Origin of the sequence: Bradyrhizobium guangzhouense (genome assembly GCF_004114955.1) — a bacterium.
Classification (GTDB): Bacteria; Pseudomonadota; Alphaproteobacteria; order Rhizobiales; family Xanthobacteraceae; genus Bradyrhizobium; species Bradyrhizobium guangzhouense.
Window position 1 is genome coordinate 313,702 of the sequence record NZ_CP030053.1, and the last position, 24,858, is coordinate 338,559.

Here is a 24,858-nt window from a genome sequence, read left to right on the forward strand (position 1 = left end):
GGTGGTAGCACGCGCGGCGGCCGGCGCAAGCCAGTGCGCGCCGTTGTGCCATGCGGGAGCGGTTACTGTCCCGCCGCCGCCGCACCGCGCGTGCGCGGATCGGGCGCCCCGAGTGGGCCGTTCGGCGTCACGGCAATCGAATTGGCTGACGTTTGTCCCATCGGCTCGACAATGAGATGGTCCATCGCCTTCAACTCGAACAGCACGTCGTCTGGAAAGCCGTGTTCGACGCGCACTTCATCCGGGAGCCATTGATGATGCAGCCGCGGCGCGGCCACGGCGGCCGCGACGTCCATCTTGTAGTCGAGCACGTTGACGATCACCTGGAGCACGGTCGAGATGATACGGCTGCCGCCGGGCGAGCCCGTCACCAGCACCGGCTTGCCATCCTTCAGGACGATGGTCGGCGACATCGAAGATAACGGCCGCTTGCCGGGCCCGGGCAGATTGGGCTCGTATCCGACGAGGCCATAGGCATTGGAGGCGCCGACCGCCGCGGTGAAATCGTCGAGCTCGTTGTTGAGCAGCACGCCGGTGCCGTCGGCAACCAGGCCGACGCCGTAGCTGAAGTTCAGCGTGTAGGTGTTGCTGACGGCGTTGCCGCGGCTGTCGACCACCGAGAAATGCGTGGTGTTGCTGCCCTCGCGTGGCGACGTTGCCGCGGAAACGAGATCCTTGGACGGCGTGGCGCGCTCGGTCGAAATCCCTGCGCGTAGCTTCGCGGCATAGTCCTTCGCAATGAGCCGATCGATCGGCGCGTTGACGAAGGCGGGATCGCCGAGATAGCGCGCGCGATCGGCGTAGGCGCGTTTCATGGCTTCGATCAGCAGATGCAGAGACGCCGGCGAGCCCTGCTTCAGATCGGCGAGCTGAAAGCCTTCGAGAATGTTGAGCGTCTCGACCAGCACGATGCCGCCGGACGACGGCAGCGGCATCGAGACAATGTCGTAGCCGCGATAGGTTCCGTGCACCGGGGTGCGGATCACCGGCTGATAGGCCTTCAGATCGGCCGGCGTCATGATGCCGCCGGCATCGGTCACGGACCTCGCGATCTTTTCAGCCACCGGCCCCTCGTAGAAGCCGCGCGGTCCTTGCGCCGCGATGCTCGCCAGCGTGTCGGCAAGATCGCTCTGCACCAGCCTGTCGCCTTCACCAAACGGCGTGCCATCGGGCTTTGCGAAAATCCGGGCTGACGATGGAAAGCGTGCCAGCCGCGGGTACCCGCCGGGCAGCGTATCGGCGATGTCGTCGGTGACGATAAATCCATCGCGGGCAAGCTTGATCGCAGGCTCGAGCAACTGCGCCAGCGTAAATTGACCCGAGCCGTATTTCTCCAGCGCCATGGCCAGGCCCGCGACCGTGCCGGGCACGCCGATGCCGAGCCCGGAATCACGCGATTTGGCGGCGTCGGGCTTGCCGTCGGGCCCGAGGAAAATCTGCGCCGTGGTCGCCGCGGGTGCGGTCTCGCGATAGTCGATTGCGACATCCTCATTGCGTTCGGCCGAATGGATCACCATGAAGCCGCCACCGCCGATATTGCCGGCGCGCGGATACGTCACCGCCATCGCGAAGCCGGTTGCGACGGCCGCGTCGACGGCATTGCCGCCACGCCGCAAGATGTCGGCGCCGACCTGCGCTGAGATCTTCTCTTGCGCCACCACCATGCCATGCTCGGCGGGGATGGCGTGCACGGTGTCAAGCGCGGGCGGCACATACGCCCGCCGCGCATCCTGAGCGGTCGCCGATGCGAGGCCAAACGCCAGAGTGGCGATCAGTCCGAAAAAAGCACGTCGTGTCGAAAATGACGCCATCATCAAATTTCCGCCAAGCATTCGGGCCAGTTCAAACGCGTCGTAACAATGCTATACGGTTTGCGCAAAGCGAGGCAAAACTGTTTGTGATGAGGACTGCGTGATGACGACGATCGCCCCGGATGCGCGCCTGGCCGGCGCCCCGCGGACTTATCCGCCGCGCGCCGCCGTCATCAGCTGGATCTTCTTCGATTGGGCCGCGCAGCCCTATTTCACCCTGGTCACGACCTTCGTGTTCGCGCCCTATTTTGCCACCAGCGTGGCGTCCGATCCGGCCACTGGCCAGTCGCTCTGGGGGTTTGCGATGGCAGCAGCTGGCATGGCGATTGCGCTGTTGTCCCCGGTGCTTGGCGCCATCGCGGATGCTTCGGGCCGCCGCAAGCCGTGGATCGCCGCGTTCGGCGCAGTTCTGGTGGTGGCTTCGTGCGCGCTGTGGATCGGCAAGCCTGGCGATCACGCCATCATTCCGCCGTTGCTCATCGCCGTTGCACTTGCCAGCGTCGGCGCGGAATTCGCCACCGTCTTCAACAATGCGATGATGCCGACGCTGGTGCCACCGGAGCGCATCGGCCGGCTCTCCGGCACCGGGTGGGCCACGGGTTACATCGGCGGCATCGTCAGCCTGATCATCGTGCTCGGCTTCTTTGCCGCCAATCCCGAGACCGGCCGCACGCTGCTTGGCTTCACGCCGCTGTTTGGGCTCGATCCCGCCACTCACGAAGGCGATCGTGCCGCGGGACCGTTGACCGGACTTTGGTTCATCGTCTTCGTGACGCCGATGTTCCTGTTTACGCCGGATTATCCGGCGAAGCTTCCGGTTCGCGCGGCGTTGCGTGAAGGACTGGCTGACCTCAAGCAATCGCTGAAGGATCTGCCGCAGCAGAAATCGCTCGCCGCGTTTCTGCTGGCCAACATGATCTACACGGATGGTCTTGTCTCGCTGTTCGCGTTCGGCGGCATCTATGCGGCCGGCACCTTCGGCTGGCATACGATTCAGATCGGCACGTTCGGAATCATCCTCGCCATCGCCGGCACCTTTGGTGCCTGGCTTGGTGGCAAGCTCGATGATCATCTCGGTCCGAAGCGCGTCATCGCCGGCAGCATGCTGATCCTGCTGCTCTCGGTCGCGGCGATCCTCCTCGTCGACAAGGACAGCATACTGTTCGTCAAGGTCGCGCCGCCGGTGCCGGGCGGGCCAATGTTCGGCGCCGCCGCCGAGCGCGCCTATATCGTGCTCGGCTGTCTCATCGGCGCGGCCGGGGGCCCGCTTCAGGCGGCCTCGCGCACGCTGTTGATCCGGCTCGCGCCGAAGGATCGCATCGCGCAGTACTTTGGCTTGTTCGCGCTGACCGGGAAGGTGACGTCCTTCATCGGGCCGCTGCTGATCGGCGTGATCACCGCGGCCACCGCGAGCCAGAAGGCCGGCATGGCCGTGCTGGTGGCGTTTTTCGTGACGGGATTTGGGTTGTTGATGCGGGTGCGGGAGTAGCCGCACCACGCAATCCCATCCCCGTCATTGCGAGGAGCGAAGCGACGAAGCAATCCAGACTGCATCTGCGGAAAGATCCTGGATTGCTTCGCTTCGCTCGCAATGACGTGTTGATAGATCAGTGCCTGAAGTGCCGCGTGCCCGTGAACACCATGGCGATGCCGTGCTCGTCGGCGGCCTTGATCACCTCGTCATCGCGCATCGAGCCGCCGGGCTGCACCACTGCGGTGGCACCGGCCTCGATGCAGGCGAGCATGCCGTCGGCGAAGGGGAAGAACGCATCCGACGCGACCACCGAGCCCTTGGTCAGCGGCTCGGCAAGCTTCAACTCGTTCGCTGCATCCTGGGCCTTGCGTGCCGCGATCCGTGCCGAATCCACGCGGCTCATCTGGCCGGCGCCGATGCCAACGGTGGCGAGATCCTTGGCGTAGATGATGGTGTTGGACTTGACGTGCTTTGCCACCCGGAAGGCGAATTTCAAGTCACGCATTTCAGCATCCGTCGGTGCGCGCTTGGTGACGACCTTGAACGTCATGTCGTCGACCACCGCGTTGTCGCGGCTCTGCACCAGCAGGCCGCCCGCGACGGTCTTCGCGGTCAGGCCCGGCGCGCGCGGGTCGGGCAGGCTGCCCGCGAGCAGGAGGCGCAGATTCTTGCGCGCACCGATGATGGCGATCGCCTCTTCGCTGGCGTCAGGCGCGATGATCACCTCGGTGAAGATCTTGGTGATCTCGCGCGCAGTATCGGCATCGAGTGGCCGGTTCATCGCGATGATGCCGCCGAACGCCGAGGTGGAGTCGCAGGCCAGCGCCTTGCGATAGGCCTCGACGAGGTTTGCGCCTTCGGCGACGCCGCAGGGATTGGCGTGCTTGACGATCACGCAGGCGGCGGTGCGCTTGGTGTCGAACTCGCCGATGCACTCGTAGGCGGCATCGGTGTCGTTGATGTTGTTGTAGGAGAGCTCCTTGCCCTGGAGCTGCCGTGCGGTCGAGACGCCCGGCCGCTTGTCGGGCGTGGCGTAGAACGCCGCGGTCTGGTGCGGGTTCTCGCCGTAGCGCAGCGACTGGATCAGCTTGCCGCCGAAGGCGCGGAAGTCGGGGGCATCGATCTCGAGCTGCCGGTTGAACCAGTTCGAGATCGCAGCGTCGTAAGCGGCTGTGCGCGCATAGGCCTTCGCGGCGAGGCGGCGACGCAGCTTCAGCGTGGTCGCGCCGTTGTTGGCGGCAAGCTCGTCGAGTACGGCCTTGTAGTCGTCCGCTTCGACCACGACGGCGACGTCGTCATGGTTCTTCGCTGCGGCGCGGATCATTGCGGGGCCGCCGATGTCGATATTCTCGATGCAGTCCTCAAAGCCCGCGCCTTTGTCGACGGTCGCTTCGAACGGATAGAGATTGACGACGAGGAGGTCGATCGGCGCGATGCCATGCGTCTTCATCGCTTCGGCGTGTTCCTTGTTGTCGCGGATCGCGAGCAGGCCGCCATGCACCTTCGGATGCAGCGTCTTGACGCGGCCGTCCATCATCTCGGGGAAGCCGGTGAGATCGGAGACGTCCTTCACCTTGAGGCCGGCCGCGGCGATCGCTTTCGCGGTGCCGCCGGTCGAGACCAGCTCGACGTCATGCGCGGCAAGCGCCTTGGCGAACTCGATCAGGCCTGATTTGTCGGAGACGGAGAGAAGGGCGCGGGTGACGCGGCGGGGATGGTCAGTCATGAGCAAGATCCTCTGCTAACGGAGTGTCTATGCCCAGGCGCGCGGCGGATATGTGTCGCGCTTCCCGATGGTGCTCCATCCAAGGTCGCCAGTCGCGCGAACGAGCGCTCGATAGCAGCTTTCGGGCCTGTTCTCAACGGGTAGATAGGGCCGGATCTCGCCTGTTTACAGCGGAAGTTCCGGCTCGCGCCGCGCATTGCGGCGGGCATTGGTCACGGCGGGCGAAGCGGTAGAGCGAACGAAGCTCCAGCGGATCGAGGGCGCATGGCGGGCATCCTGGCGGATCACGATCTGGGCGGTGCGGCGGGGGCCGTCATTGCCGGCCAGGAACACGCTGTCCTCGAGATCGACCTTGTCGTCCAGGGCCTCGAAGGTCCAGACGTCGCGGTTCGGCAGCACCAGCATGACGCCGCGGGCATCAGACAGCCGGCTCGCCTTCACCGCGGGATGCAGATGGAAGCGCAGCGCGAAATCGGCGTCAGCGCCCTTGAGCCGGGCACCTTGCGGCGGCGACAGCGTGTCCTCGCCGTCGATCCGCGCGCCGTCATTGGCCACCATCAGCACGCGGCGATGGATCACGCCGAACTTGGCGAGATAGCCGTCATGCGAGGTCGTCAGCAGCGTGCCGCCCTCGACGATCTCGCGATAGCTCTCGACCTCATGAGGGCCGCTGATGATCGGCGCGCCGTGCAGCAGCCGCTTCATCGCCGACATCTCGACGAACTGGCAGGACGAGGTGTCGTGATAGGTCAGCGTCGAATGTGCCGCGGTGCCGCGCGCGAACGGCCGCCAATTGTCGCGGCCCGTGGTCGGCATGCCGCAATTGGTGACGATGCGGCTGATGCCGGAGGAGAGCTCGAACGACAGGCAGCCGGCATGCGCGTCGTGGCTGACGCCGGGCGGCGGCGGCGGCCCGGTGTCGATGATCACGGTGGTGGGGCCGGCATCGAGGCGCTGGAAGCCGGTATGCGGCATATTCGCCATCGGAGCGCCGTGGGCATCGTCATAGGCGAGCAGAGTGGCCAGCAGGTCGGATGACGTCGCACTCATGCCGTTGAACAGCGCGAAATTGCCGTCGCCGTGGCGGAAGAAGCGCAGCATCGGCATCATGCGGTCGATCGCATTGAGCAGCGCCGGCGGCGGCGCGATGTTGCGCGCGGCAAAGGTTTGCCGCAGCGGCAACAGGTCGATCAAGAGCTCGATCAGCGCACCTGGGTTGCGGGAGATGTGTCCGCCGTCAGGGAGAATCTGCCGCTGCAACTCGTCGGAGAGCTTTTTCGACGCGCTGCGGATATGACCAGCCTGATTGGCGAGGCAGAGCGTGGTGTAGCAGAGCGCGATCTGCACCTGAAGCTTCGGCACCCCGTCGGGGATGTTGACCATGGTGTAGCGCAGGAAGCGGATCTCGCGCGCGAGCGCGCGCAAATAGCGGCGATAGAATTTGTTGTCGGTGTCGTTGAGCACCAGTGGTGCCTGCGACAGCAGGGAGATTACGCGTCGTGCCAGCACGTCGGCCCGTCGGGCGACAGGGCGGCGTTTGTTGGCGGGATTGGTGATCCAGTCCTCGACCAGCGCGCGCGCATTCGCCCGGGTCAGCGCGGTATCGGCGGCACGCAGGTGCCGCAACCAGCCGAAGCCGAGCAGCGCGACCTCCCAATCCTCCGACGGCGGATCGAGATCGAAGATCGAGCGGCCATGGCAGTTGACGATCTTGCCGGCGAAGACGAAGCGGCCGGCATAGATCTCGGCGGCACGCGTCGCATCCGCGGTGCGCAAATCATGCGGCGCGATGATCAGCCGATCGGTCCGGCCGGGCCAGACCCGCGACAAGGCAACGGAACCGCCGCTCGCGCGCGCGAGCATGTTCCGCGCGAAGCGGTTCATGACCAGCGTCGAGATACGTCTGCGTTGAGCGACCGACACGCCTTGCCTTGAAGGGGGAGAGGATTCCGACGAATCCTTATTAATCCCAAAATCGGACGGCCGACACCACCTTGAAAGGCCCCGAATCAGGCTCGCGGTCGCAAAATCCGGTGCAAAATCAGGATTTAACGAGTCGGGCGGCGAAAAATCCGTCGAGCCCGCCGAGCTTTGGGTCGGCATGCGGCAGATGGCTCGGCAGGGTCCGCAGATCGCCGTCGGCCGTGATGATCTCGCTGAGCCCGGAGACCTCGCTGGCCTCGATCGGCACACGGCGAAGCGAGGGCTCTGCGGCCAGCAGCGTGGCGACGGCGTGCTCGCCTTCCTCGGGTTCCAGCGAACAGGTGCAATAGACCAGCGTCCCGCCCGGCTTGAGCAGCGAGACGGATTTCTTCAGCAGTCGCTGCTGGAGAACGGTCATCGCGGCGACGTCGGATTCCTGCCGCAGCCATGCGACGTCAGGATGCCGGCGGATCGTTCCCGTTGACGTACAGGGCGCATCGATCAGGATTCCATCGAAGCCGTCCGCTGGCCCCGTCCATTCCACGGCGTCAGCAACGACAGTCTCGGCCTGAAGCGACAGGCGGTTCAGATTTTCGCGCAGGCGCGCCACCCGGGCGGGCGAGCGGTCGAGTGCGGTGACGCGCGCGCCTGCCAGCGCCAGCTGCGCGGTCTTGCCGCCGGGCGCGGCGCAGAGATCGGCGATGGACTTGCCCTTGATGTCGCCGAACAGCCGGACCGGCAGCGCCGCAGCGGCGTCCTGCACCCACCATTGTCCCTCGGCGAAACCCGGCAGCATGGTCACCGAGCCGTGCAGCAGCGTGCGCACCGAGCCGGTCGGCAGCACCTCACCATGCAGACGGCTCGCCCATTGCGCGGCATCGGACTTCACCGTCAGATCGAGTGACGGTTCGTGGCCGAGCGCGAGCGCCATGTCCCGCGCGGTCGCCTCGCCGTAATGCGCGCTCCACCGCGCCAGCAGCCAGGGCGGCAGGTCCAGCGATTGCGATGCGACTTCCTCGACCAGCGCCTGGCCCTCGCGCGCGCAGCGGCGCAGCACGGCATTGACGAGGCCGGCATAGCGCGCGGCGCGCCGGTCGGATTGCACCAGGCGTACCGAGAGATCGACCGCGGCGTGATCGGGCACGTCCATCCAGAGAATCTGGGCGGCGCCGATCAGCAGCGCGCTCTGCGCGCGCGGTGCGTCTGAGGGAATGCCCTTGTCGAGCAGGCGCGACAGCACATGGCCGAGCGTGCCGAGACGGCGCAAGATGGTTGCGACCAGGCGCCGCATCAGCGCGCGGTCGCGGTCAGCAAGTGTCTTCAGTCCGGGATGGGCGCCGGAGCCGTCGAGCTGGTCATCGAGGGTGCGGTGCTTGTGCAGGACGCCGTCGACGATGTCGGCAGCGATCCGCCGCGCCGCAAGACCGGGCACTTCGGACGGAGGGGCAAAACGTTGAGATGGCATGCAGACGTAAGGTTCTGAGCGAGCGGCAGTTCCGCCGATAGGGGCGCATGCCTTGAGAGAACCTTCTGTGGCATGCGAATATGCCAAATGTAAGAATGGTCCCTGGCGATTTCAGCCTTTGGCCGCCATTTCAGCAATGCGTTATTGAACGTCGCGCGCATGACGTTCCTGCGCTAGGACCCCGAACGATGAACGACCCGTCTTCCGCCCCCCATCGTAAGCCCCTGCCACCGGCGGCGCAGCGCGCCCTGGCCGAAGCCGAGGCGCGCCGGCAAGCTGCCGCTGCGCATGCCAAGGACGATGCGAAGGCGGCACCGAAGGAATTGCAGGGGCCGAAGGGACCTGAGCCCACCCGTTACGGCGATTGGGAGCGCAAGGGCATCGCCTCGGATTTCTGAGGCTCTCTTGCCGTCTGCGCCGACTCAGCCCTAGCGTGCGCGGATGTCGCGCTTCGACCCCGGTCATCCATATCGCCCGTCTTACAGCGCCTCACCGTTCGGCCGCCGCTTCGCCGGGCTGGTGCCGTGGATGTTCGTCGTCGGGGTGGTGGTGGCGGTCGTGCTCACTTTCCGCCATGGGACGAAATGGCCGGTTCCGCATCCGGCCAACGAGCGCTCACAGGATGCCGAGATCATCCTGCAACAGACGACCAGTCCCGATATTCGCCTGCCGATCGATGTCGTCCGCACCATCGATGGTGACACTTTCGTAGCGCGCGTACGGCAGCGCGACGGGCGCGATCTCGTCGCGCGGGTCCGCCTGCGCGGCATCGATGCGCCCGAGATGAAGGCGTCCTGCCGGGACGAGCTGGACAAGGCCGAAGCGGCCACCGGCGCGCTGCGCAACCTGCTCGGCCAGGGCGGCGTCACGATCTACAATCTCGGCTCGGAAAAATATGGGCGCGTTCTTGCCGACGTCTCGACCAGGCGGACCGCCAATGTGTCGGCCGCGATGCTCGCGGGTGGCTATGCGCGCAGCTACAATGGCGGCCATCGCGACGGCTGGTGCAGGCGCGGCTGGCGCTTCTGGTGACAAAAAAGCCGCGTGTGACGGCGCGGCTTTTTCGATCTCTGCTTTGATCCCTTCGATCAGCGCGTCACGACCACCGTCGTTCCGACCGAGACGCGGCTGTAGAGGTCGGTGATGTCGTCGTTGAGCATGCGGATGCAGCCATAGGATACGAAGCCGCCGACCGAGCCCGGCACGTTGGTGCCGTGGATGGCGTATTCGCCGCCGGCCAGCGTCATCGCCGCGACGCCCATCGGGTTGCGCGGCGAGCCGCCCGGGATCACGTCGGGAAGCTGCGGCTTGTCGCGCTTCACTTCGGCGGGCGGCGACCAGGCCGGGTTGCGATACTTGCCGTCGATGCGGGTGGTGCCGGCCCACTGCTTGCCGGATTTGCCGACGCCGACCGGATATCGCACGGCGTGGCCGCTATCGAGGATGAGATAGAGCCGGCGCTCGTTGGTTTTGACCACGATGGTGCCGGGCGAATAGTTTTCGAGGTGGGCCCCCACCATTTCCGGCCGCGCCTCTGCCGCTGTCGACATCAAGACTCCGGTCCCGATGGTGGCGGCCAGCGCCAGCGCAATCTTCATCGACATCGATTTTCCCCTAGCCCGAAAAGATCGTCCAAATTCACGCAAAACCGGCAATTGCCCGCCTGCCCAGACATTCTTAACCGCGCTTGTTAACCGGACGGTTTCCACGCGCGGCCGCCAAGGGCGAGCCAGCAGGGGGAAGAAAGGAAATGTTCGAAATAAAGTAAATGACTTGAAAACAACACTCGGCGGGAAAGATGCGGCCGCGACGGCGCGCGCTCTGACAAGCGCGTGAAGATGTGAACTGGGGGCTGTTTGCCAGGGTGGCCGCCGGAACAGCGATCGCGTGTCCCGGACAAGCGGAGCGCAAATCCGGGACCCAGTTTCTTTACGTGGATGGGTGGGCCCCGGCTCTGCAGCGCACCGCCAAAAGAGGCGCTGCGCTGCGTCCGGGGCACGAGCGCTCAGGCCGACTTCTTGTTCTGCCGGTTCTTGACGAGATCGTCGACGACGGCGGGATCGGCCAAGGTCGAGGTGTCCCCCAAGCTGCCCGGTTCGTCCTCGGCGATCTTGCGCAGGATGCGGCGCATGATCTTGCCGGAGCGGGTCTTGGGCAGGCCCGGCGCGAACTGGATCTGGTCGGGCGACGCGATCGGTCCAATCTCCTTGCGCACCCAGGTGACGAGTTCCTTGCGCAGTTCCTCGGTCGGCTCGATGCCGGCCATCAGGGTCACATAGGCGTAGATGCCTTGGCCCTTGATGTCGTGCGGGAAGCCGACCACAGCCGCTTCCGACACCTTCTCATGTGCCACCAGCGCGCTCTCGACTTCGGCGGTGCCCATGCGATGGCCAGAGACGTTGATGACGTCGTCGACGCGGCCGGTGATCCAGTAATAGCCATCGGCGTCGCGGCGGCAGCCGTCGCCGGTGAAGTACTTGCCCTTGTAGGTCGAGAAATAGGTCTGCTCGAAGCGGGCGTGGTCGCCATAGACGGTGCGCATCTGGCCCGGCCATGAGCGCGTCAGACACAGATTGCCAGTGGTTTCACCCTCCAGCACCTTGCCGTCGGCATCGACGATCTCGGGTGCCACGCCGAAGAACGGCTGCGTCGCCGAGCCCGGCTTCAGCTTGGTCGCGCCCGGCAGCGGCGTGATCAGGATGCCGCCGGTCTCGGTCTGCCACCAGGTGTCGACGATCGGGCAGCGGTCGTCGCCGACGACGCGGTGATACCACTCCCAAGCCTCCGGATTGATGGGCTCGCCGACCGAGCCGAGCAGACGGAGCGAGGCGCGCGAGGTCTTCTTCACCGGTTCGTCGCCGCTCTGCATCAGTGCGCGGATCGCGGTCGGCGCAGTGTAGAAGATGTTGACCTTGTGCTTGTCGATGACGTTCCAGAAGCGCGAATTGTCAGGGTAATTCGGCACGCCTTCGAACATCAGCGTGGTCGCGCCATTGGCGAGCGGTCCATAGAGAATGTAGCTGTGGCCGGTGACCCAGCCGACGTCGGCGGTGCACCAGTAGATGTCGCCGTCGTGATAGTCGAACACGTATTGATGCGTCATCGAGGCGAACACGAGATAGCCGCCCGAGGTGTGCAGCACGCCCTTGGGCTGGCCGGTCGAGCCCGACGTGTAGAGGATGAACAGCGGATCCTCGGCGTGCATGTGCTCGACCGGGCATTCGGTCGTCACCATCTTGGCAGCGTCGTGATACCAGAGATCGCGCGACGGATTCATCTCGACCTGACCGCCAGTGCGCTTGACCACGATGACCCAGTCGACGCCGTCGGCCTTGGCGAGGGCCGCGTCGACATTGGCCTTCAGCGGCACCTTCTTGCCGCCGCGCAGGCCTTCGTCCGCGGTGATGATGACCTTTGACTGGCAGTCGTTGATGCGCTGCGCCAGTGAATCAGGCGAGAAACCCGCGAACACCACCGAGTGAATCGCGCCGATCCGCGCGCAGGCCAGCATCGCATAGGCGGCTTCCGGAATCATCGGCAGGTAGATGGTGACGCGATCGCCCTTCTTGACGTTGCGGGTGCGCAGGATGTTGGCCATCCGGCAGACCTCGTCGTGCAGCTCCTTGTAGGTGATGTGCTTCGACTGTGAGGGATCGTCGCCTTCCCAGATGATCGCGGTCTGGTTGCCGCGCTTGGCGAGATGGCGATCGATGCAATTATGGGCGACGTTGAGGATGCCGTCCTCGAACCATTTGATCGAGATGTTGCCGGGCGCAAAGGAGACGTTCTCGATTCTAGTCGGCGCGTGCATCCAGTCGATACGCTTGGCCTGCTCGGCCCAGAAGGCGTTCGGATCCGCGATCGAGCGGGCGTACATGTCCTTGTACTTGGCCTGGTCGACCCAGGCGCGCTTGGCCCATTCCGCGGGGACGTCGTAGATCTTCTCGGACATGCTTCCCTCCACATACGGCAAGCCGAGCACAGCTGACTGGCGAGCCGACTTCATCGTTGCACGATTATGCGTCGGGCTAACCGGCCCCGACAAGCATCACAAGCTGGACCTTCGGTGAGCTTCCGGCCATGCGGGAGATCAAGCTGCAAAGGCCTGATGTCGCAAATCTGAAACAGGCCGAGGGCAGCCGCGTCTGGCTCTTTACCCAAATCGCCGGAAGGGGCGCGCGCAGGGCGCCCATGCGTCGTAGGAGGTATTTAGAAACCGCTTTTCACTGATTCGGGACTCGCAATGCGGTTCGGAACACCCTAAATGGCCAACCCGGGTCCAAAGAGACCTCAGGGAACAAAAATCAGAACAGCGGCATTGAACGGTAACAGACAGGGCCAAGGCATAAGACTATGATGGATCAGCAGAATATCGGGACGATGCGGCCCGCCGCGGCCGATCCTGCTGCCATTGCGCTGGCCAAAGCCCTCGGACAATGGCCGAAACCATCCGGTTCCCCCCGTCCCAGCCCCAAGAAAGTGTTCGATCAGGCGTCCCCGGCGACGGTCGAGGCCCTCGCCAAGGAGCTGGGCCTGCGGCTCGGCGACCAGAACGAGCTGACCATCCGCCGCATCCGCCGCGGCAAGGGCTATTCCTTCGTCCGCCCCAACGGCGCGCATATCCGCGATGCCCGCACCATCCGCCGCCTGCACGCCATGGCGGTGCCGCCGGCCTATCGCGAGGTGCGCTATTCGGCCGACCCGAGCTCGCATCTCCAGGCCGTGGGCCGCGATGCCGCCGGCCGCCTGCAATATCGCTATCACGCCGATTGGGAGAAGGTCCGCGAGCACCGCAAGGCGCATCGCCTTGAAAAGCTCGTCGGCGCGCTGCCAAAGATCCGGCGCAAGGTCTCGGCGTTCCTGTCGGGCGACGAGCCGACGCGCGAATTTGCACTTTCGGCGGTGATCGAGCTGATCGCGCGCACTGCGATCCGTCCAGGCAACGAATCCTATGCCCGTCTCAACGGCACCCGCGGCGCCACCACGCTGCTGAAGTCCAACGTCACGCTTGAAGACGACAGCTTCGTGCTGACCTTCAAGGCAAAGGGCGGCAAGGCGGTGCGCAAGGAATGCGACGCGGCCAAGCTGGTGCGCGCCATCGGAATTCTGCAGAGTGTCCCCGGCAAGCGCATGTTCCAATACCGCGATGCCTACGGCATCGTGCGGTCAGTCAGCACCACGCAGGTGAACGCGTTCCTGCGCGAGATCGCCGGCATCAAGATTTCGCTGAAGGATTTCCGCACGCTGATGGCATCCGCCGTCGTCGTGGAATCGCTGTCGCGGATCACGCCGGCGACCAGCCAGCGCGGCCGCAAGAAGCAGGTGCTGGATGCGATCCGCGCCGCGGCCGACAAGCTCTCCAACACCCCGGCGATCTGCCGAAAGAGCTACGTCCACGACACCATCGTCACCGCTTTCGAGGACGGTATCCTCGAGCGCTTCGCTGCGACGATGAAGGGTCAGCGCTCGCAGGCAAGGCGCGAGCAACTGCTGGCGCAGGTGGTGGCGACGGCGGCGGTGTAACCCGCCACATCGCTACATGTTGTCCGAAATCCCCTTGTCCGGACCGGGATCGCAGCCCGCGGCGGCGTTCGTGAGCCGGCTTAGATAATGCGCCCAGCCCTTGGCGTGCGCGGCCATCTGCTCCTCGGTCGGCAGCCCGCTATGCGTCATGCGCAGCAATGTTCCGCCGTCGCGTTCGATCAGGTCGATCTCGATCAGGCTCGAACCGGGCGGCACTTCCTGGCCGCCCTCCCAGCCGAACGTGTAAGCCAGACGATGCACCGGCACGACTTCGCGGAAGGCGCCACGGGCGACGCTGGCGCGCGGGCCAATGCCCTTGAGTAGATAGAGCCCGCCAGGATGCGGCTCGGTGGTCGCATCCGATCCCATCCAGCTCAGGATTTTCTCGGGGTCGGTCAGATAGGCGAAGACGGTGGCGCGCGGGGCGGCGATCTGGGTCTCGCGACGCAATACGAACGGCTCGGTCATCAGCGATCATCCCTAGGGTTCATGGGCAAATGGCGGCGTCAAAGCGGCTCGTCAAGGATTGCCCGTGACAAGGGTGGCCCTCCTTCGCCATCATCTGATCATGCAACTCTCCCCGACCCTCGCCTGGCTTGTCGATGCCGCCTCGGACAGTGCCGGGGCCGATCGCCTGTTGGCGGAACTCGGGGCGCATCTGCTTGCCGATGGCGTGCCTCTTGCGGCGGGCGCCCTGACCTTGGAGGTGCCGCACCCGCTGATCGCGAAGCGGACATGGCTGTGGCGGGCGGACAACGGCCGCGTGATCGAAGCGCTCGGCTTTGCGCCGGGCGGCCTGGCGCCCGATTTGCCCGACGATGCCGGCCGCCGCTGGCTGCGCGGCATCGCTGATGGCGACGTGCACGAAGACGTTGTCGGGCGTGATGGGCCGCTGCTCGGCTGGATCGGGCCGCGTCCGTTCACGCCAGACGAGATCGAGCAACTGCGCCAGGCCGCGCGCTTTGCCGCGACGCCGCTCGCCGCGCTCGCTGCGCGCGCCACCTTGCGAGCGACGCTGGAGGCCTATCTCGGCAAGCGCAGCGCCGAGCGGGTGCTGGCGGCGCCCCTGCGGCGCGATTTAGGTGAGACGATCCAGGCCGCGCTGCTCTATGCCGATCTGCGTGGCTTCACGAGCTTGTCGGAAACCAGCCCGCCGGCCGACATCATCGCCGCGCTCGATGCCTGGTTCGATCGCATCGCCGGTGCGGTCCACGCCTTCGGCGGCGAGGTGCTGAAATTCATCGGTGACGGCGTGCTGGCGATCTTTCCCGTGGTGGAGGCGTCGCCACGTCGTGCCTGCGAGGCCGCTCTGCGCGCTGCAGGCGCCGCCGAAGCCGGGATGGCGTATCTCAACGCCGAGCGGGGCGCGCAAGGTTTGCCGCCACTTGCGTTCGGGGCTGCCCTTCATCTCGGCGAGATGCTCTGGGGTAATATCGGCGCCGCCAACAGGCTCGACTTCACCGCGATCGGCCCCGCCGTCAATCTCGCCAGCCGGCTCGAAGGGTTATGCAAGCCTCTCGGCAGGACCGTGCTGGTCTCGGGCGCGCTCGCCGCAGAGACTGACATGCCCCTGGTCGCGCTCGGGCTGCACAAGCTGCGCGGCATTGCCTCGCCCTGCGAGGTGCTCGCGCTGCCGGAGAAGCATGCTCCGATACCGTAGCCCGGATGGAGCGAAGCGTAATCCGGGTCTTACCCAAGCTCGAATTCCCCGGATTGCGCTCCGCTCCATCCGGGCTACGGGAGCTACATCCCGCCCATCTTGCACACGAGCTTCCACTCCTCCGCGGTCACCGGCTGCACCGACAGGCGCGAATATTTCACCAGCGCCATCTCGGCCAGCTTCTTGTCGGCCTTGATCGCCGCCATCGTCACCGGCGTCTTCAGCGGCTTGTCCGCCTTGATGTCGACGCAGACGAACTTTTCGGTCTTGTCGGTCGGATCCGGATAGGCCTCCTTGATGATCTCCGCGATGCCGACGATCTCCTTGCCCTCGTTGGAATGGTAGAAGAACGCCTTGTCGCCTTTCTTCATGGCAACGAGATTCTGGCGCGCAGTAAAATTACGCACGCCGGTCCAGGCTTCGCCCTTGGCGCCTTTCGCAACCTGCTGATCCCAGGACCACACCGACGGTTCGGATTTCACCAGCCAGTACGCCATCTTTATTCCTCTGCCTTGAAGGGTCGGGTCAAAAGCCCTGAGATCGCTGCGTCGATGGTGCTTCGGCCACTCAGGATCGAAGCGACCGCTACGGATACCGGCATCTCGATGCCTTGCGAAGCCGCAAGTTCAATCAGGACCGGCGCGGTGAACTCGCCCTCGGCCAGCTTGCCGGCGGGCGGCTGCTCGCCACGGCCGAGCGCGAGCCCAAGCGCGAAATTGCGCGATTGCGGGCTCGAGCATGTCAGGATCAGATCGCCAAGACCAGACAGGCCGGCGAGCGTCTCGCTACGCGCGCCGAGCGCGCGGCCGAGGCGTGACAGCTCCGCGAAGCCGCGGGTCGTGAGTGCAGCCTGCGCGGAAGCGCCGAGCTTCCGCCCGACCGCAATCCCGACCGCAATCGCCAGCACGTTCTTGGCCGCCCCGCCGATCTCGACACCGCGGATGTCGGTGGAGTGATAGGGACGGAATGTCGGAGAGCCGAGTGCCTGCACGAGGCCGCTTGCGAGCGCATCATCCCTGGCCGCGAGCGTCACAGCCGTCGGTAAGCCGCGCGCGACGTCGTCGGCAAAGCTCGGGCCCGACAGGATCGCAGGTTGCGCATGGGGCGCGGCTTCCGCGATCACGTCGGTCATGAATTTGTGGGTGCCATGCTCGATGCCCTTGGCGCAGGCGATGACCGGCACGGGTCTCGTCAGATACGAGGCCAGCATGTTGACCGCACCGCGCAGATGCTGCGCCGGCGTTGCGATCAGCAGCATCTCCGCGCGCGCCGCCGCTGCAAGATCGCTCGTCACCATGATCTCGGGTGCCAGGTGCACGCCGGGCAGCCGCGGATTGTCGCGGGTCGATTGGATGCGCGCGGCGTGTTCGGCGTTACGCGCCCACAGCGTCACGTTCTGTCCGGCGCGCGCAGCCACCGTCGCCAGCGCGGTGCCCCAGGCCCCGGCACCGATCACCGCGACGGAGCGGAACGCGGTCATCGTCAGTACCCCGCCCGCGTCTTGCCGTAGCCATCTGGCGCCGTGGCGTTGGCGTCGAGCAGCCAGCGCGCGCGAGGCTGCACTTCCATCGTATCCGTGATGCCGAGGGCAAGGCGTTCGGCGCCGGCCCAGGCGATCATCGCGCCATTGTCGGTGCAGAGCGCCGGCGGCGGCATGATCAGCTGCGTCCCGGCTTGCCGCGCGACATCATCAAGCGCGCCGCGGATCGCCTGATTGGCCGCGACACCGCCGGCCGCGACGAGTGCGCGCGGCGCGCCGAACTGTTCGCGGAACAGCTTCAGGCCAACCTTCAAACGGTCGGCTGTCGATTCCAGCACGGCAGCCTGGAAGCTCGCGCAGAGATCGCTGACGTCCTGCGGCGTGATCTCGGCCAGCCGGCTCGCCTCGGTGCGCACGGCCGTCTTCAAACCCGATAGCGAGAAATTGGCGTCGGGCCGATGCTGCATCGGCCTTGGAAACGCAAAGCGCGTGGCATCGCCATTCGCGGCCGCGCGCTCGACCTCCGGGCCGCCGGGATAGGGCAGGCCCAGCATCTTTGCGACCTTGTCAAAGGCCTCGCCGATCGCGTCATCGACGGTGGTGCCGAGCCGGACGTATTGGCCGACGCCGGTGACCGCGACGATCTGGGTGTGGCCGCCGGAAGCGAGGAACAGGCAGTAGGGAAATTCGATGCCGTCGGTGAGACGCGGCGTCAGCGCGTGCGCCTCGAGATGGTTGACCGCGACCAGCGGCGTGTCATGCACCATTGCAATCGCCTTTGCGGTGGTGAGCCCGACAATGACGCCGCCGATCAGGCCCGGCCCCGCAGCGGCGGCGACACCGTCGAGCTGGGCGAAACCGATACCGGCCTCACGCATGGCGCGATCGATGATGCCGTCGAGCAGGTCGACATGGGCGCGTGCAGCAATCTCCGGCACGACGCCGCCGAAGCGGGCATGTTCCTCGACTTGCGATCGCACGATATTTGACAAGATCTTGCCGCTGCCGTCAGGCGCGCGCTCGATGACGGCCGCCGCGGTCTCGTCGCAGGTGGTCTCGATGCCCAGTACCAGCATTGGCGAATTGTTATCCAATTTGCGCCCTTGCGCTCATTCGTAAAGCAGAGTTCTGCTAACGCGGTAGCATTCCGGGGTTGGCCTATGCAATCGTCACGCGCCGCCATTCCTCGCGAATGTGTCACCGCCACGTCGTCCGGGAACAGCAGCGATGTCCATTCTTGTCACACGGCCGCATCCCGACAACGCGGTGACGGCGGATAGTCTGCGCGCGCGGGGACATGTGGTGCTGCTTGCGCCGGTGCTCAAGTTCGAGCCGGTCGCTTTCCATGACGAGAGCGAGGCCGGCTACGGCGCCATCATCGTCACATCGGCCAATGCAATCCGTGCCGTTGCCCCGCAATTGCAAGATCTTGGCCTCGTGGAGCTGCCACTGTTCGCGGTCGGCGAGCACACGGCCTCCGTGGCGCGCGAATTCGGTTTCAAGGATGTAATCGTCGCCGGCGGCGATGCTGCGTCCTTGCGTACCAAGGTGATGCAAGGCGTGCGTGGCAAGGCGCTGAAGAAGAAGAGCACACTGCTCTATCTTGCGGGTGCGGATCTGTCGCGGGATCTCGGCGGCGAGCTCGGCGCGGAAGGATTTAGCGTGGTCACACAGACGACCTATCGCATGGCTCCGGTCAAGATTCTGCCGCGCGAGGTCTGCCAAGGCTTCGCCGCGCATGGCATCGAGGCGGTGCTGCATTACTCCAGGCGCAGCGCGCGGGCCTTTCTGGACGCGGCCCGGGACGAGGGTGTCGAAATCTCGGCGCTGGCGGTGCCGCAATGCTGCCTGTCCGAGACGGTCGCAAGCGTATTGCGCGATGCCGGTGCGTCGCAGGTCCTGGTCGCCGCGACCCCCGACGAAAATGCCTTATTCGACGCCTTGGAGCGTGCTTTGCGGACCCGTTTGGCGTAAGAGGACGGGCCGAATCCGACGCGATCGGGCTCGTCTCTGGTATGCAAGTGTGAGGAACCGTCACGATGGCCGACGACAAGCCTGAAGACGCGGGATTGGCTCCCGAGTCCGGCCGTGCCAAGCGCACCCCACCGACCATCGACCTCGAGGCGACCGAAGTCTCCACCCAGCCGCAGGACCTGGCGGTCGAGCCGGAGGCGGCGCCATCCTCCGAGCAGGCCAACGCTGGGCACGCGAGTGCCGAGGAAGCCGAGGTCGAAGCCACCGAGGCAAAGCCGGAGCGCAATGAGGCTCAAGCCGCGGCTGTGTCTGCCGCCATTTCGCCCTGGGTCATCGCGCCATTTTCCGGCGCCGTTGCAGCCGCGGTCGTGATTGCGGTCGGCTGGGTGCTGGGCTGGCCCGCGGTGCAGGCGCCGCCGGCTGCGCCGCAGGTGACGAGTGCAACCGTCGATGCGCTGAGCGGACGTGTCGCCGCAGTCGAAGCCAAGGTCGACGCAAAGGCGGCCAAGCCCGTCGCCGATCCGGCTGTTGTCGCGCGGCTCGATGCGCTGGAGAAATCCGTCGGCACCCTGCGCAGCGACATCGCCAATCTGCGCGCGCAGTCCGACAAGACCGCGAGCGCGTTGAACGATGCCAAATCCACGCCGCGCGATACGACAGCTTCGTCCGGCCTCGCCGCCCTCGACGAGCGCATCTCCCAGCTCGAGCGCGCCAGCACGACCGCACGCGCCGAGCTCGCGCAGCAGGGCGAAAAGATCGCCGACGCGAAGGCGATGGACGACCAACCGCTCCGCTATGTCGTCGCCGCCACCCTGCTCGACGTCGCCGTTCGACATAACGATCCCTATGAGGCGCAGCTCAAGGCTGCGCGGTCGTTCGCAGCCAAGCCTGAAGTGCTGAAGCCGCTCGATGCGTTTGCCGCCTCGGGCATCCCGACGCCGGTCGCGCTGTCCCGCGAGCTCCTCAACATCGTGCCGAAGCTGTCACCGCCGCCGGAGGCTCCGGCCGCTGGTGCCGGCATCGTCGAGCGCCTTGAGGCGGGCGCGTCGAAGCTCGTTCGCATCGAGCGCACCGACGGGGTCGGCAACGGTCGCGGCGCCGTCGTTGCGCGGGTCACGGCGGCGGCGCTGCGCAATGATTTCGCCGAGGCGCGCCGCGAATTGAAGGCGTTGCCCGAAGCTGATCGCGCGCCGGCGCAGGCCTGGCTCGACAGGGCCGATGCCCGCGATGCCGCGCTCGCGGCCTCCCGCAAATTCGCCGACGACGCTCTGGCTGGTCTCACCAAGCCTGCTCAATAAGACTCGCGCAACACTCCGCGCGTATAGGGATAGAAATGCTTCGCATCGTCCTCTTCCTCGTTCTGATCGCGCTTGCAGGCGCCGGCGCGGCCTGGATCGCAGACCAACCCGGCAATGTCGTGCTGACTTGGGGTGGCTGGCGCGCCTCGCCGAGCATTCCGGTGTTCGTGCTCTGCCTCGGCATTTTCGCGATCCTGGTCGTGTTCCTCTGGAGCGTCCTCACCGCGGTCTGGCGCACGCCGGGACGGGTGCGCCGGCGCCGGCATGACAAGCGTCACGCGCGGGGGCGCCACGCCATCACCCACGGCCTGCTCGCGATCGGCCATGGCGATACCGCGCTCGCCCGCCGTCACGCCGACGCGGCGCGGCGGCATACGCCCAATGATCCGCTTGCGCTGCTGTTGCAGGCGCAGTCGGCCCAGCTCGACGGCAATCGCGACGAGGCGCAGCGTGCCTTCCGCGCCATGGCCGAGCGTGAGGATACGCGGCTGCTCGGCTTGCGCGGCCTGTTCATCGAGGCGCAGCGCGCCGACGATGCCGTTGGTGCCGTGATGATCGCGGAGGAAGCGATCAAGCTGTCGCCGGCCTCGACCTGGGCCTCGCATGCCGTGCTCGGCTTCCGCTGCGCGCGTGGTGACTGGAGCGGCGCGCTCGCGATCCTCGATTCGAATCTGTCCGCGGGCCTGATCGACAAGCAGGCCTATCGCCGCCAGCGCGGCGTGCTGCTGACTGCGCGCGCGCTGGAACTGGAGACGATGGACCGCGACGTCGCGCGCGAGAGCGTGATGGAAGCGGTCAAGCTCGCGCCGACCCTGGTGCCGGCCGCCGTGCTCGCGGCGAAATTCGAGAGCGAAGCGCATCAGGTGCGCCGTGCCATGAAGCTGGTCGAGGCCGCCTGGCTCGCCAACCCGCATCCCGATCTCGCCGATGCCTACGCCCATGTGAAGCTCGGCGATGCGGCGCGGCAGCGTTTGCAGCGGGTCGAGACGCTCGCGGCCAAGACGCCCGCCGACAGGGCCGGCCATGTCGAGGGCCAGCTCGCGATCGCGCGCGCCGCGATCGATGCCTCCGAATTCGCCCGCGCGCGCGAGGTGCTCGCGCCTTACGTCAACGATCCGACCCAGCGCGTGGCGCTGCTGATGGCCGAGCTCGAGCGCGCCGAGCACGGCGACAGCGGCCGTGCCCGCGCCTGGACACTGCGCGCGGTCCGCGCCCGCCATGACCCGGCCTGGACCGCGGACGGCTATGTCAGCGACCGCTGGCGTCCCGTCTCTCCGGTCACCGGCCGCCTCGACGCCTTCCAGTGGCAAACGCCGGTGGCGAGCCTGCCCTCGGACAAGGGCACGACGATCGAATCCTCGGCCTTCGAGGAAGCCATGCTTGCCGCCCCGCCGCCGAAGCGCGTGACGGCAGCGAATGAAGCGCCTGCGGAACCGGTCGTGATGGCGCCGGCTCCGACCCAGACTCCGAACCAGACACCAGTCGCCGCGCCTGCTCCGGCCGCGCAGGACAATGCGCCGCCGGTGGCCAAGGACGAGCCGGCGGTGGCGCCTGCCGACCCGGTCAAACCGGCTCCTGAAGCTGCCGAATCATCGCCGGTGGCAGAAACCCCGGTGTTCCGCACCCGTGCCGACCTCGGCAAGCCCGCACAGGTGCCGATCCAGGCCGTCATCCCGATCGTCCGCGCGCCTGATGATCCCGGCATCGATGACGACGGTCCGAGCGATGAATTTACGGAACAAATCGGCACGCCGAAGGCCCAGGCCGGCGGGTGGCGCGGATTCTGGTCCCGCTGGGGCGCGTGAGCCGCATTTCACCTGCCGCTTGTCCTTGCCAATTCGGGCCATGCCCGATATCAGAAGCGCGCGTATCGGGGTCGGCATCGCCCGGGCCCCGGCAGGGTTCGCCGCAATAGCTCAGTCGGTAGAGCACGTCATTCGTAATGACGGGGTCGGGGGTTCGAATCCCTCTTGCGGCACCACCTCACATTCGCAGCCGTTCTCCACTGTTCATTTTTGATGCTCAAGACACTGAAATCAGTGTCCTTTTAAATCATTTCGCTCGCTCGCGTTCATGCCCGTTCGTTGACAGTCACGAAAACAGTGGTTCTTTTGGTGGTGCTCGGTGCAGCGAGCGATTCCGAAAGGACCACACTTCGGGAGCGGGGAATGGCGGGCGGGAAGCTCACGGACAAGGCCATCAAGAACGCGAAGCTGGGTGAACGACTGGAGATCCTGTCTGATGGCGGGGGGCTGCAACTGTGGCTCACGCCGAAGGGCGGGAAGCTTTGGAACTACGCCTATCGGTTTAGAGGTAAGCGCAAACGGCTCGCGATCGGTCCATACGGCAAGGATCCGGCTGGCGTTCCTTTGGAAGCCGCCCGGAGGCGACGGGATGAGGCTGCAGGGCTGCTGAGAGAAGGCGTCGATCCGGCGACGCGAAAGCGTCAGATGAAGGCCGCTCAAGCAGAAGCTCACGCAAACACGTTTGCACTGATCGCCGACGAATTGATCGCCAAGAAGAAGCGAGAAGGTGTCGCCGACGCGACCGCCGGCAAGTTGGAATGGCTGCTGGGGCTCGCCAACGCCAGCCTCGGGCCGCTTCCGATCTCTGACATTTCAGCCGGCGAGATCCTGCGCGTCCTCCGTCCGTTAGAAGCAGCGGACAAGCTCGAGACCGCCAAGCGTTTGCGGGCCGTCATCGGTTCTGTGTTTCGCTATGCGATCGCCACTGCCCGCGCCGAAGTCGATCCAACACTCGCTCTGCGAGGTGCGATCGCCTCGCCGAAGCCGCAACACCGTGCCGCGGTCACCGATCCGACGGAGTTCGGAGGGCTCTTAAGGGCTATCGACGGTTTCATGGGGCAGCCAACAACGAAGGCTGCGCTACAACTGATGGCATTGCTTGCTTGCCGCCCCGGCGAACTGCGGCAGGCGAGCTGGGCGGAGTTTGATCTTGATCAGCGAGCCTGGGAAATCCCTGCTGAGCGGATGAAGATGCGCCGCCCTCACCGCATCCCGCTGCCGGCGCAAGCGGTCACTGTTCTGAAAGCTCTGCACCCGATCACGGGACACGGCGCGGCCGGGCTCGTGTTCCCAGGCCTGCGCAGTGTGAAGCGGCCGATCAGCGAGAACACGATGAACGGTGCTCTGCGGCGCATTGGTTTTTCCCAAGAAGAGGCCACCGCGCACGGCTTCCGCTCGACGTTTTCGACCCTGGCCAACGCAAGCGGTAAATGGACCGTCGACGCCATTGAGGCGGCACTTGCGCACATCGATCCGAATGCGGTGCGTCGAGCCTATCAGCGCAGTGATTTTTGGGATGAGCGCGTGAAACTCATGACGTGGTGGGCTGATTACCTCGATACGCTGCGGCGAGGCGGTCGTGTGGTGCCGTTCAAACAATCCGCGAACTCATCTGGCTGAAAAGGGCGAGCAATGCAGAATCCCCAAGACGGCTGGATTCCGCTCGGGCGTGCGATCTTTCGTTTCGGAGTTGCTGACACCAAGGTTGCCGCACTGAACGAGCCCGTCGGCGCCGACCTATTTTCGGTCGGGGCATTCGAACAATCCAAGAGTGACGATGGAGTTTCACAGGTCCGGTACGAGCCAGAGCTGTCGACGCTTGAGGATCTCACCGTGCTTCTTCGAGAGAAGGCCGGCGCATCCAATGCTGAGATAGATCGAGAAAGCGGGAGATTTCTGTTCTTCTTCCTGTCGCCGGGCGGTGGAGTGACGTGCCATGGCGGCACGCCCTGGGCGATACTGAGGGAGGCGGATGAATCGCTGAAGCCGCGCCTTGAAGCGCTACTGAGCAGTTCAGGTTTGGCCAGCGAGTACGAAGCACCCTACGTTGGCTTCGCCAAGATCGAGGACGACCAAGCCGTGGAAGGAGCTCGACAGTCAGAACGTGTGCGTTTTGCGACCGGCCTCGTTTGGCGACGGTTCTTGCTCCCCGCATTTGATCGCGCGGTCAAGGCGCGCCGGGTGAAGCTATTTGCCCGCTGGCCGTCGACCGGCGACGACGTTCAAGAACTGCCGAGCGATATCTGGCCGCTCCTCGAGGTGGTGGATTGGGAGCATGGAGTGGCGCGCGGCATAGACGGCATGCTCTATAGTTCTATCCATGTTGCAGACTCGAATGACGCCTCGGCCATATCGGACGAGCCAACATCTCCCGCGCATCACCTGAAGATACGTCAGGCGGCGAAAGCGCTCTGGCCGAACGGCGACATGCCGGCAAGCGTTAAGGAGCGCGACGCAGCCATCTGCGCTTGGTTTGGAGAGAAATCTCAACACGCGCCTAGCAGTAGAACGATCCGCCGCGCGCTTGCCACCTCTCCGGCTTTCGGCCCTGGCGGCCTACCGAAGTCGTAGGGGTCCCCCACCCGTGGGGAAGCAGTGGCACACGCGCGGCTTCCGGCGCGTCGTAGCTTGAAGTCGGCCAATTTCGGCCAAGCGCGGACAGTCCGCCCTTGTCAAATGACTGTCCGCCCACGTCCCGTGATGCTTGCAGCAAGTCACG

General features: G+C 65.7%; 20 protein-coding genes, 1 tRNA gene and 1 riboswitch. Of the genes, 11 read left to right on the top strand and 10 right to left on the bottom strand.

The window, feature by feature from the left end; genetic code table 11:
- Window positions 1-62 precede the first annotated feature (62 nt).
- Window positions 63-1,814, bottom strand: a complete 1,752-nt coding sequence (gene ggt, locus XH91_RS01545) for a gamma-glutamyltransferase (protein ID WP_128948956.1) — start codon at window positions 1,812-1,814, stop codon at window positions 63-65.
- 100 nt (window positions 1,815-1,914) lie between these two features.
- Between ggt and XH91_RS01550 the strand changes: the two genes are divergently transcribed.
- On the top strand, window positions 1,915-3,300 hold the full coding sequence (locus XH91_RS01550) for an MFS transporter (RefSeq protein ID WP_128948957.1): 1,386 nt from the start codon (window positions 1,915-1,917) through the stop codon (window positions 3,298-3,300).
- A gap of 118 nt (window positions 3,301-3,418) precedes the next feature.
- Here XH91_RS01550 and purH read toward each other — a convergent pair whose 3' ends face one another.
- The 3 genes from purH to XH91_RS01565 form a co-directional block, all read right to left on the bottom strand.
- Window positions 3,419-5,011: a bifunctional phosphoribosylaminoimidazolecarboxamide formyltransferase/IMP cyclohydrolase gene (purH, locus tag XH91_RS01555; protein ID WP_128948958.1), complete on the bottom strand. Its 1,593-nt coding sequence runs from the start codon at window positions 5,009-5,011 to the stop codon at window positions 3,419-3,421.
- A gap of 24 nt (window positions 5,012-5,035) precedes the next feature.
- Window positions 5,036-5,117: riboswitch (ZMP/ZTP riboswitch) on the bottom strand.
- A gap of 59 nt (window positions 5,118-5,176) precedes the next feature.
- A complete protein-coding gene (locus XH91_RS01560) occupies window positions 5,177-6,895 on the bottom strand; it encodes a heparinase II/III family protein (protein ID WP_164933953.1) in 1,719 nt (572 codons plus the stop codon).
- Between the two features lie 157 nt (window positions 6,896-7,052).
- Window positions 7,053-8,399, bottom strand: a complete 1,347-nt coding sequence (locus XH91_RS01565; RefSeq protein WP_128948960.1) for an RsmB/NOP family class I SAM-dependent RNA methyltransferase — start codon at window positions 8,397-8,399, stop codon at window positions 7,053-7,055.
- Between the two features lie 188 nt (window positions 8,400-8,587).
- Between XH91_RS01565 and XH91_RS01570 the strand changes: the two genes are divergently transcribed.
- Window positions 8,588-8,797, top strand: coding sequence for a DUF1674 domain-containing protein (locus XH91_RS01570; RefSeq protein WP_128948961.1), 210 nt, complete (start codon window positions 8,588-8,590; stop codon window positions 8,795-8,797).
- A gap of 43 nt (window positions 8,798-8,840) precedes the next feature.
- Complete coding sequence (locus XH91_RS01575) at window positions 8,841-9,431, top strand: thermonuclease family protein (protein ID WP_128948962.1); 591 nt, start codon at window positions 8,841-8,843, stop codon at window positions 9,429-9,431.
- A gap of 56 nt (window positions 9,432-9,487) precedes the next feature.
- Here the strand turns inward: XH91_RS01575 and XH91_RS01580 are convergent, their stop codons facing one another.
- A complete protein-coding gene (locus tag XH91_RS01580) occupies window positions 9,488-10,003 on the bottom strand; it encodes a L,D-transpeptidase (RefSeq protein WP_128948963.1) in 516 nt (171 codons plus the stop codon).
- Window positions 10,004-10,404: 401 nt separating this feature from the next.
- Window positions 10,405-12,351, bottom strand: coding sequence for an acetate--CoA ligase (gene acs, locus XH91_RS01585; RefSeq protein ID WP_164933954.1), 1,947 nt, complete (start codon window positions 12,349-12,351; stop codon window positions 10,405-10,407).
- 401 nt (window positions 12,352-12,752) lie between these two features.
- Between acs and XH91_RS01590 the strand changes: the two genes are divergently transcribed.
- Window positions 12,753-13,922 carry a DNA topoisomerase IB gene (locus tag XH91_RS01590; protein ID WP_128948964.1) on the top strand — a complete coding sequence of 390 codons (1,170 nt, stop codon included), beginning with the start codon at window positions 12,753-12,755 and terminating at the stop codon, window positions 13,920-13,922.
- Between the two features lie 12 nt (window positions 13,923-13,934).
- Here XH91_RS01590 and XH91_RS01595 read toward each other — a convergent pair whose 3' ends face one another.
- Complete coding sequence (locus XH91_RS01595) at window positions 13,935-14,390, bottom strand: SRPBCC family protein (protein WP_128948965.1); 456 nt, start codon at window positions 14,388-14,390, stop codon at window positions 13,935-13,937.
- A gap of 100 nt (window positions 14,391-14,490) precedes the next feature.
- On the opposite strand from XH91_RS01595, the gene XH91_RS01600 reads away from it, so the two are divergent.
- Entirely contained in the window at window positions 14,491-15,582 is a 1,092-nt protein-coding gene (locus XH91_RS01600; RefSeq protein ID WP_164933957.1) for an adenylate/guanylate cyclase domain-containing protein, read from the top strand.
- An 83-nt stretch (window positions 15,583-15,665) separates the two neighbouring features.
- On the opposite strand, the gene XH91_RS01605 is transcribed toward XH91_RS01600, so the two are convergent.
- The 3 genes from XH91_RS01605 to tsaD are packed head-to-tail and all read right to left on the bottom strand — an operon-like array spanning window position 15,666 to window position 18,138.
- Window positions 15,666-16,079, bottom strand: a complete 414-nt coding sequence (locus XH91_RS01605; protein WP_128948967.1) for an EVE domain-containing protein — start codon at window positions 16,077-16,079, stop codon at window positions 15,666-15,668.
- 2 nt (window positions 16,080-16,081) lie between these two features.
- Complete coding sequence (locus tag XH91_RS01610; protein ID WP_128948968.1) at window positions 16,082-17,062, bottom strand: NAD(P)H-dependent glycerol-3-phosphate dehydrogenase; 981 nt, start codon at window positions 17,060-17,062, stop codon at window positions 16,082-16,084.
- Window positions 17,063-17,064: 2 nt separating this feature from the next.
- Window positions 17,065-18,138: a tRNA (adenosine(37)-N6)-threonylcarbamoyltransferase complex transferase subunit TsaD gene (gene tsaD / locus XH91_RS01615; protein WP_128948969.1), complete on the bottom strand. Its 1,074-nt coding sequence runs from the start codon at window positions 18,136-18,138 to the stop codon at window positions 17,065-17,067.
- 151 nt (window positions 18,139-18,289) lie between these two features.
- Here tsaD and XH91_RS01620 point away from each other — a divergent pair, with 151 nt between their 5' ends.
- The 6 genes from XH91_RS01620 to XH91_RS01645 all read left to right on the top strand — a co-directional run bounded on the left by XH91_RS01620 (window position 18,290) and on the right by XH91_RS01645 (window position 24,710).
- On the top strand, window positions 18,290-19,036 hold the full coding sequence (locus XH91_RS01620; RefSeq protein WP_128948970.1) for a uroporphyrinogen-III synthase: 747 nt from the start codon (window positions 18,290-18,292) through the stop codon (window positions 19,034-19,036).
- A gap of 65 nt (window positions 19,037-19,101) precedes the next feature.
- Complete coding sequence (locus XH91_RS01625; RefSeq protein ID WP_128948971.1) at window positions 19,102-20,334, top strand: COG4223 family protein; 1,233 nt, start codon at window positions 19,102-19,104, stop codon at window positions 20,332-20,334.
- Between the two features lie 35 nt (window positions 20,335-20,369).
- Entirely contained in the window at window positions 20,370-22,139 is a 1,770-nt protein-coding gene (locus XH91_RS01630; RefSeq protein ID WP_128948972.1) for a heme biosynthesis protein HemY, read from the top strand.
- 100 nt (window positions 22,140-22,239) lie between these two features.
- Window positions 22,240-22,315, top strand: a tRNA-Thr gene (locus tag XH91_RS01635).
- Between the two features lie 187 nt (window positions 22,316-22,502).
- Complete coding sequence (locus XH91_RS01640) at window positions 22,503-23,759, top strand: tyrosine-type recombinase/integrase (protein ID WP_128948973.1); 1,257 nt, start codon at window positions 22,503-22,505, stop codon at window positions 23,757-23,759.
- 12 nt (window positions 23,760-23,771) lie between these two features.
- The gene (locus XH91_RS01645; protein ID WP_128948974.1) at window positions 23,772-24,710 is read left to right on the top strand and encodes a hypothetical protein; all 939 of its coding nucleotides are present in this window, start codon (window positions 23,772-23,774) and stop codon (window positions 24,708-24,710) included.
- The last annotated feature ends 148 nt before the right edge of the window (window positions 24,711-24,858 follow it).

Bases quoted from the DNA above. Each gene is read 5' to 3' on its own strand.
- XH91_RS01550 (WP_128948957.1), top strand. From the start codon at position 1,915: ATGACGACGATCGCCCCGGATGCGCGCCTGGCCGGCGCCCCGCGGACT.
- XH91_RS01610 (WP_128948968.1), bottom strand. From the start codon at position 17,062: ATGACCGCGTTCCGCTCCGTCGCGGTGATCGGTGCCGGGGCCTGGGGC.
- XH91_RS01590 (WP_128948964.1), top strand. From the start codon at position 12,753: ATGATGGATCAGCAGAATATCGGGACGATGCGGCCCGCCGCGGCCGAT.
- XH91_RS01570 (WP_128948961.1), top strand. From the start codon at position 8,588: ATGAACGACCCGTCTTCCGCCCCCCATCGTAAGCCCCTGCCACCGGCG.
- XH91_RS01595 (WP_128948965.1), bottom strand. From the start codon at position 14,390: ATGACCGAGCCGTTCGTATTGCGTCGCGAGACCCAGATCGCCGCCCCG.
- XH91_RS01600 (WP_164933957.1), top strand. From the start codon at position 14,491: ATGCAACTCTCCCCGACCCTCGCCTGGCTTGTCGATGCCGCCTCGGAC.
- purH (WP_128948958.1), bottom strand. From the start codon at position 5,011: ATGACTGACCATCCCCGCCGCGTCACCCGCGCCCTTCTCTCCGTCTCC.
- XH91_RS01620 (WP_128948970.1), top strand. From the start codon at position 18,290: ATGTCCATTCTTGTCACACGGCCGCATCCCGACAACGCGGTGACGGCG.
- tsaD (WP_128948969.1), bottom strand. From the start codon at position 18,138: ATGCTGGTACTGGGCATCGAGACCACCTGCGACGAGACCGCGGCGGCC.
- XH91_RS01565 (WP_128948960.1), bottom strand. From the start codon at position 8,399: ATGCCATCTCAACGTTTTGCCCCTCCGTCCGAAGTGCCCGGTCTTGCG.
- XH91_RS01640 (WP_128948973.1), top strand. From the start codon at position 22,503: ATGGCGGGCGGGAAGCTCACGGACAAGGCCATCAAGAACGCGAAGCTG.
- XH91_RS01605 (WP_128948967.1), bottom strand. From the start codon at position 16,079: ATGGCGTACTGGCTGGTGAAATCCGAACCGTCGGTGTGGTCCTGGGAT.
- XH91_RS01630 (WP_128948972.1), top strand. From the start codon at position 20,370: ATGCTTCGCATCGTCCTCTTCCTCGTTCTGATCGCGCTTGCAGGCGCC.
- acs (WP_164933954.1), bottom strand. From the start codon at position 12,351: ATGTCCGAGAAGATCTACGACGTCCCCGCGGAATGGGCCAAGCGCGCC.
- ggt (WP_128948956.1), bottom strand. From the start codon at position 1,814: ATGATGGCGTCATTTTCGACACGACGTGCTTTTTTCGGACTGATCGCC.
- XH91_RS01560 (WP_164933953.1), bottom strand. From the start codon at position 6,895: ATGAACCGCTTCGCGCGGAACATGCTCGCGCGCGCGAGCGGCGGTTCC.
- XH91_RS01580 (WP_128948963.1), bottom strand. From the start codon at position 10,003: ATGTCGATGAAGATTGCGCTGGCGCTGGCCGCCACCATCGGGACCGGA.
- XH91_RS01645 (WP_128948974.1), top strand. From the start codon at position 23,772: ATGCAGAATCCCCAAGACGGCTGGATTCCGCTCGGGCGTGCGATCTTT.
- XH91_RS01575 (WP_128948962.1), top strand. From the start codon at position 8,841: ATGTCGCGCTTCGACCCCGGTCATCCATATCGCCCGTCTTACAGCGCC.
- XH91_RS01625 (WP_128948971.1), top strand. From the start codon at position 19,102: ATGGCCGACGACAAGCCTGAAGACGCGGGATTGGCTCCCGAGTCCGGC.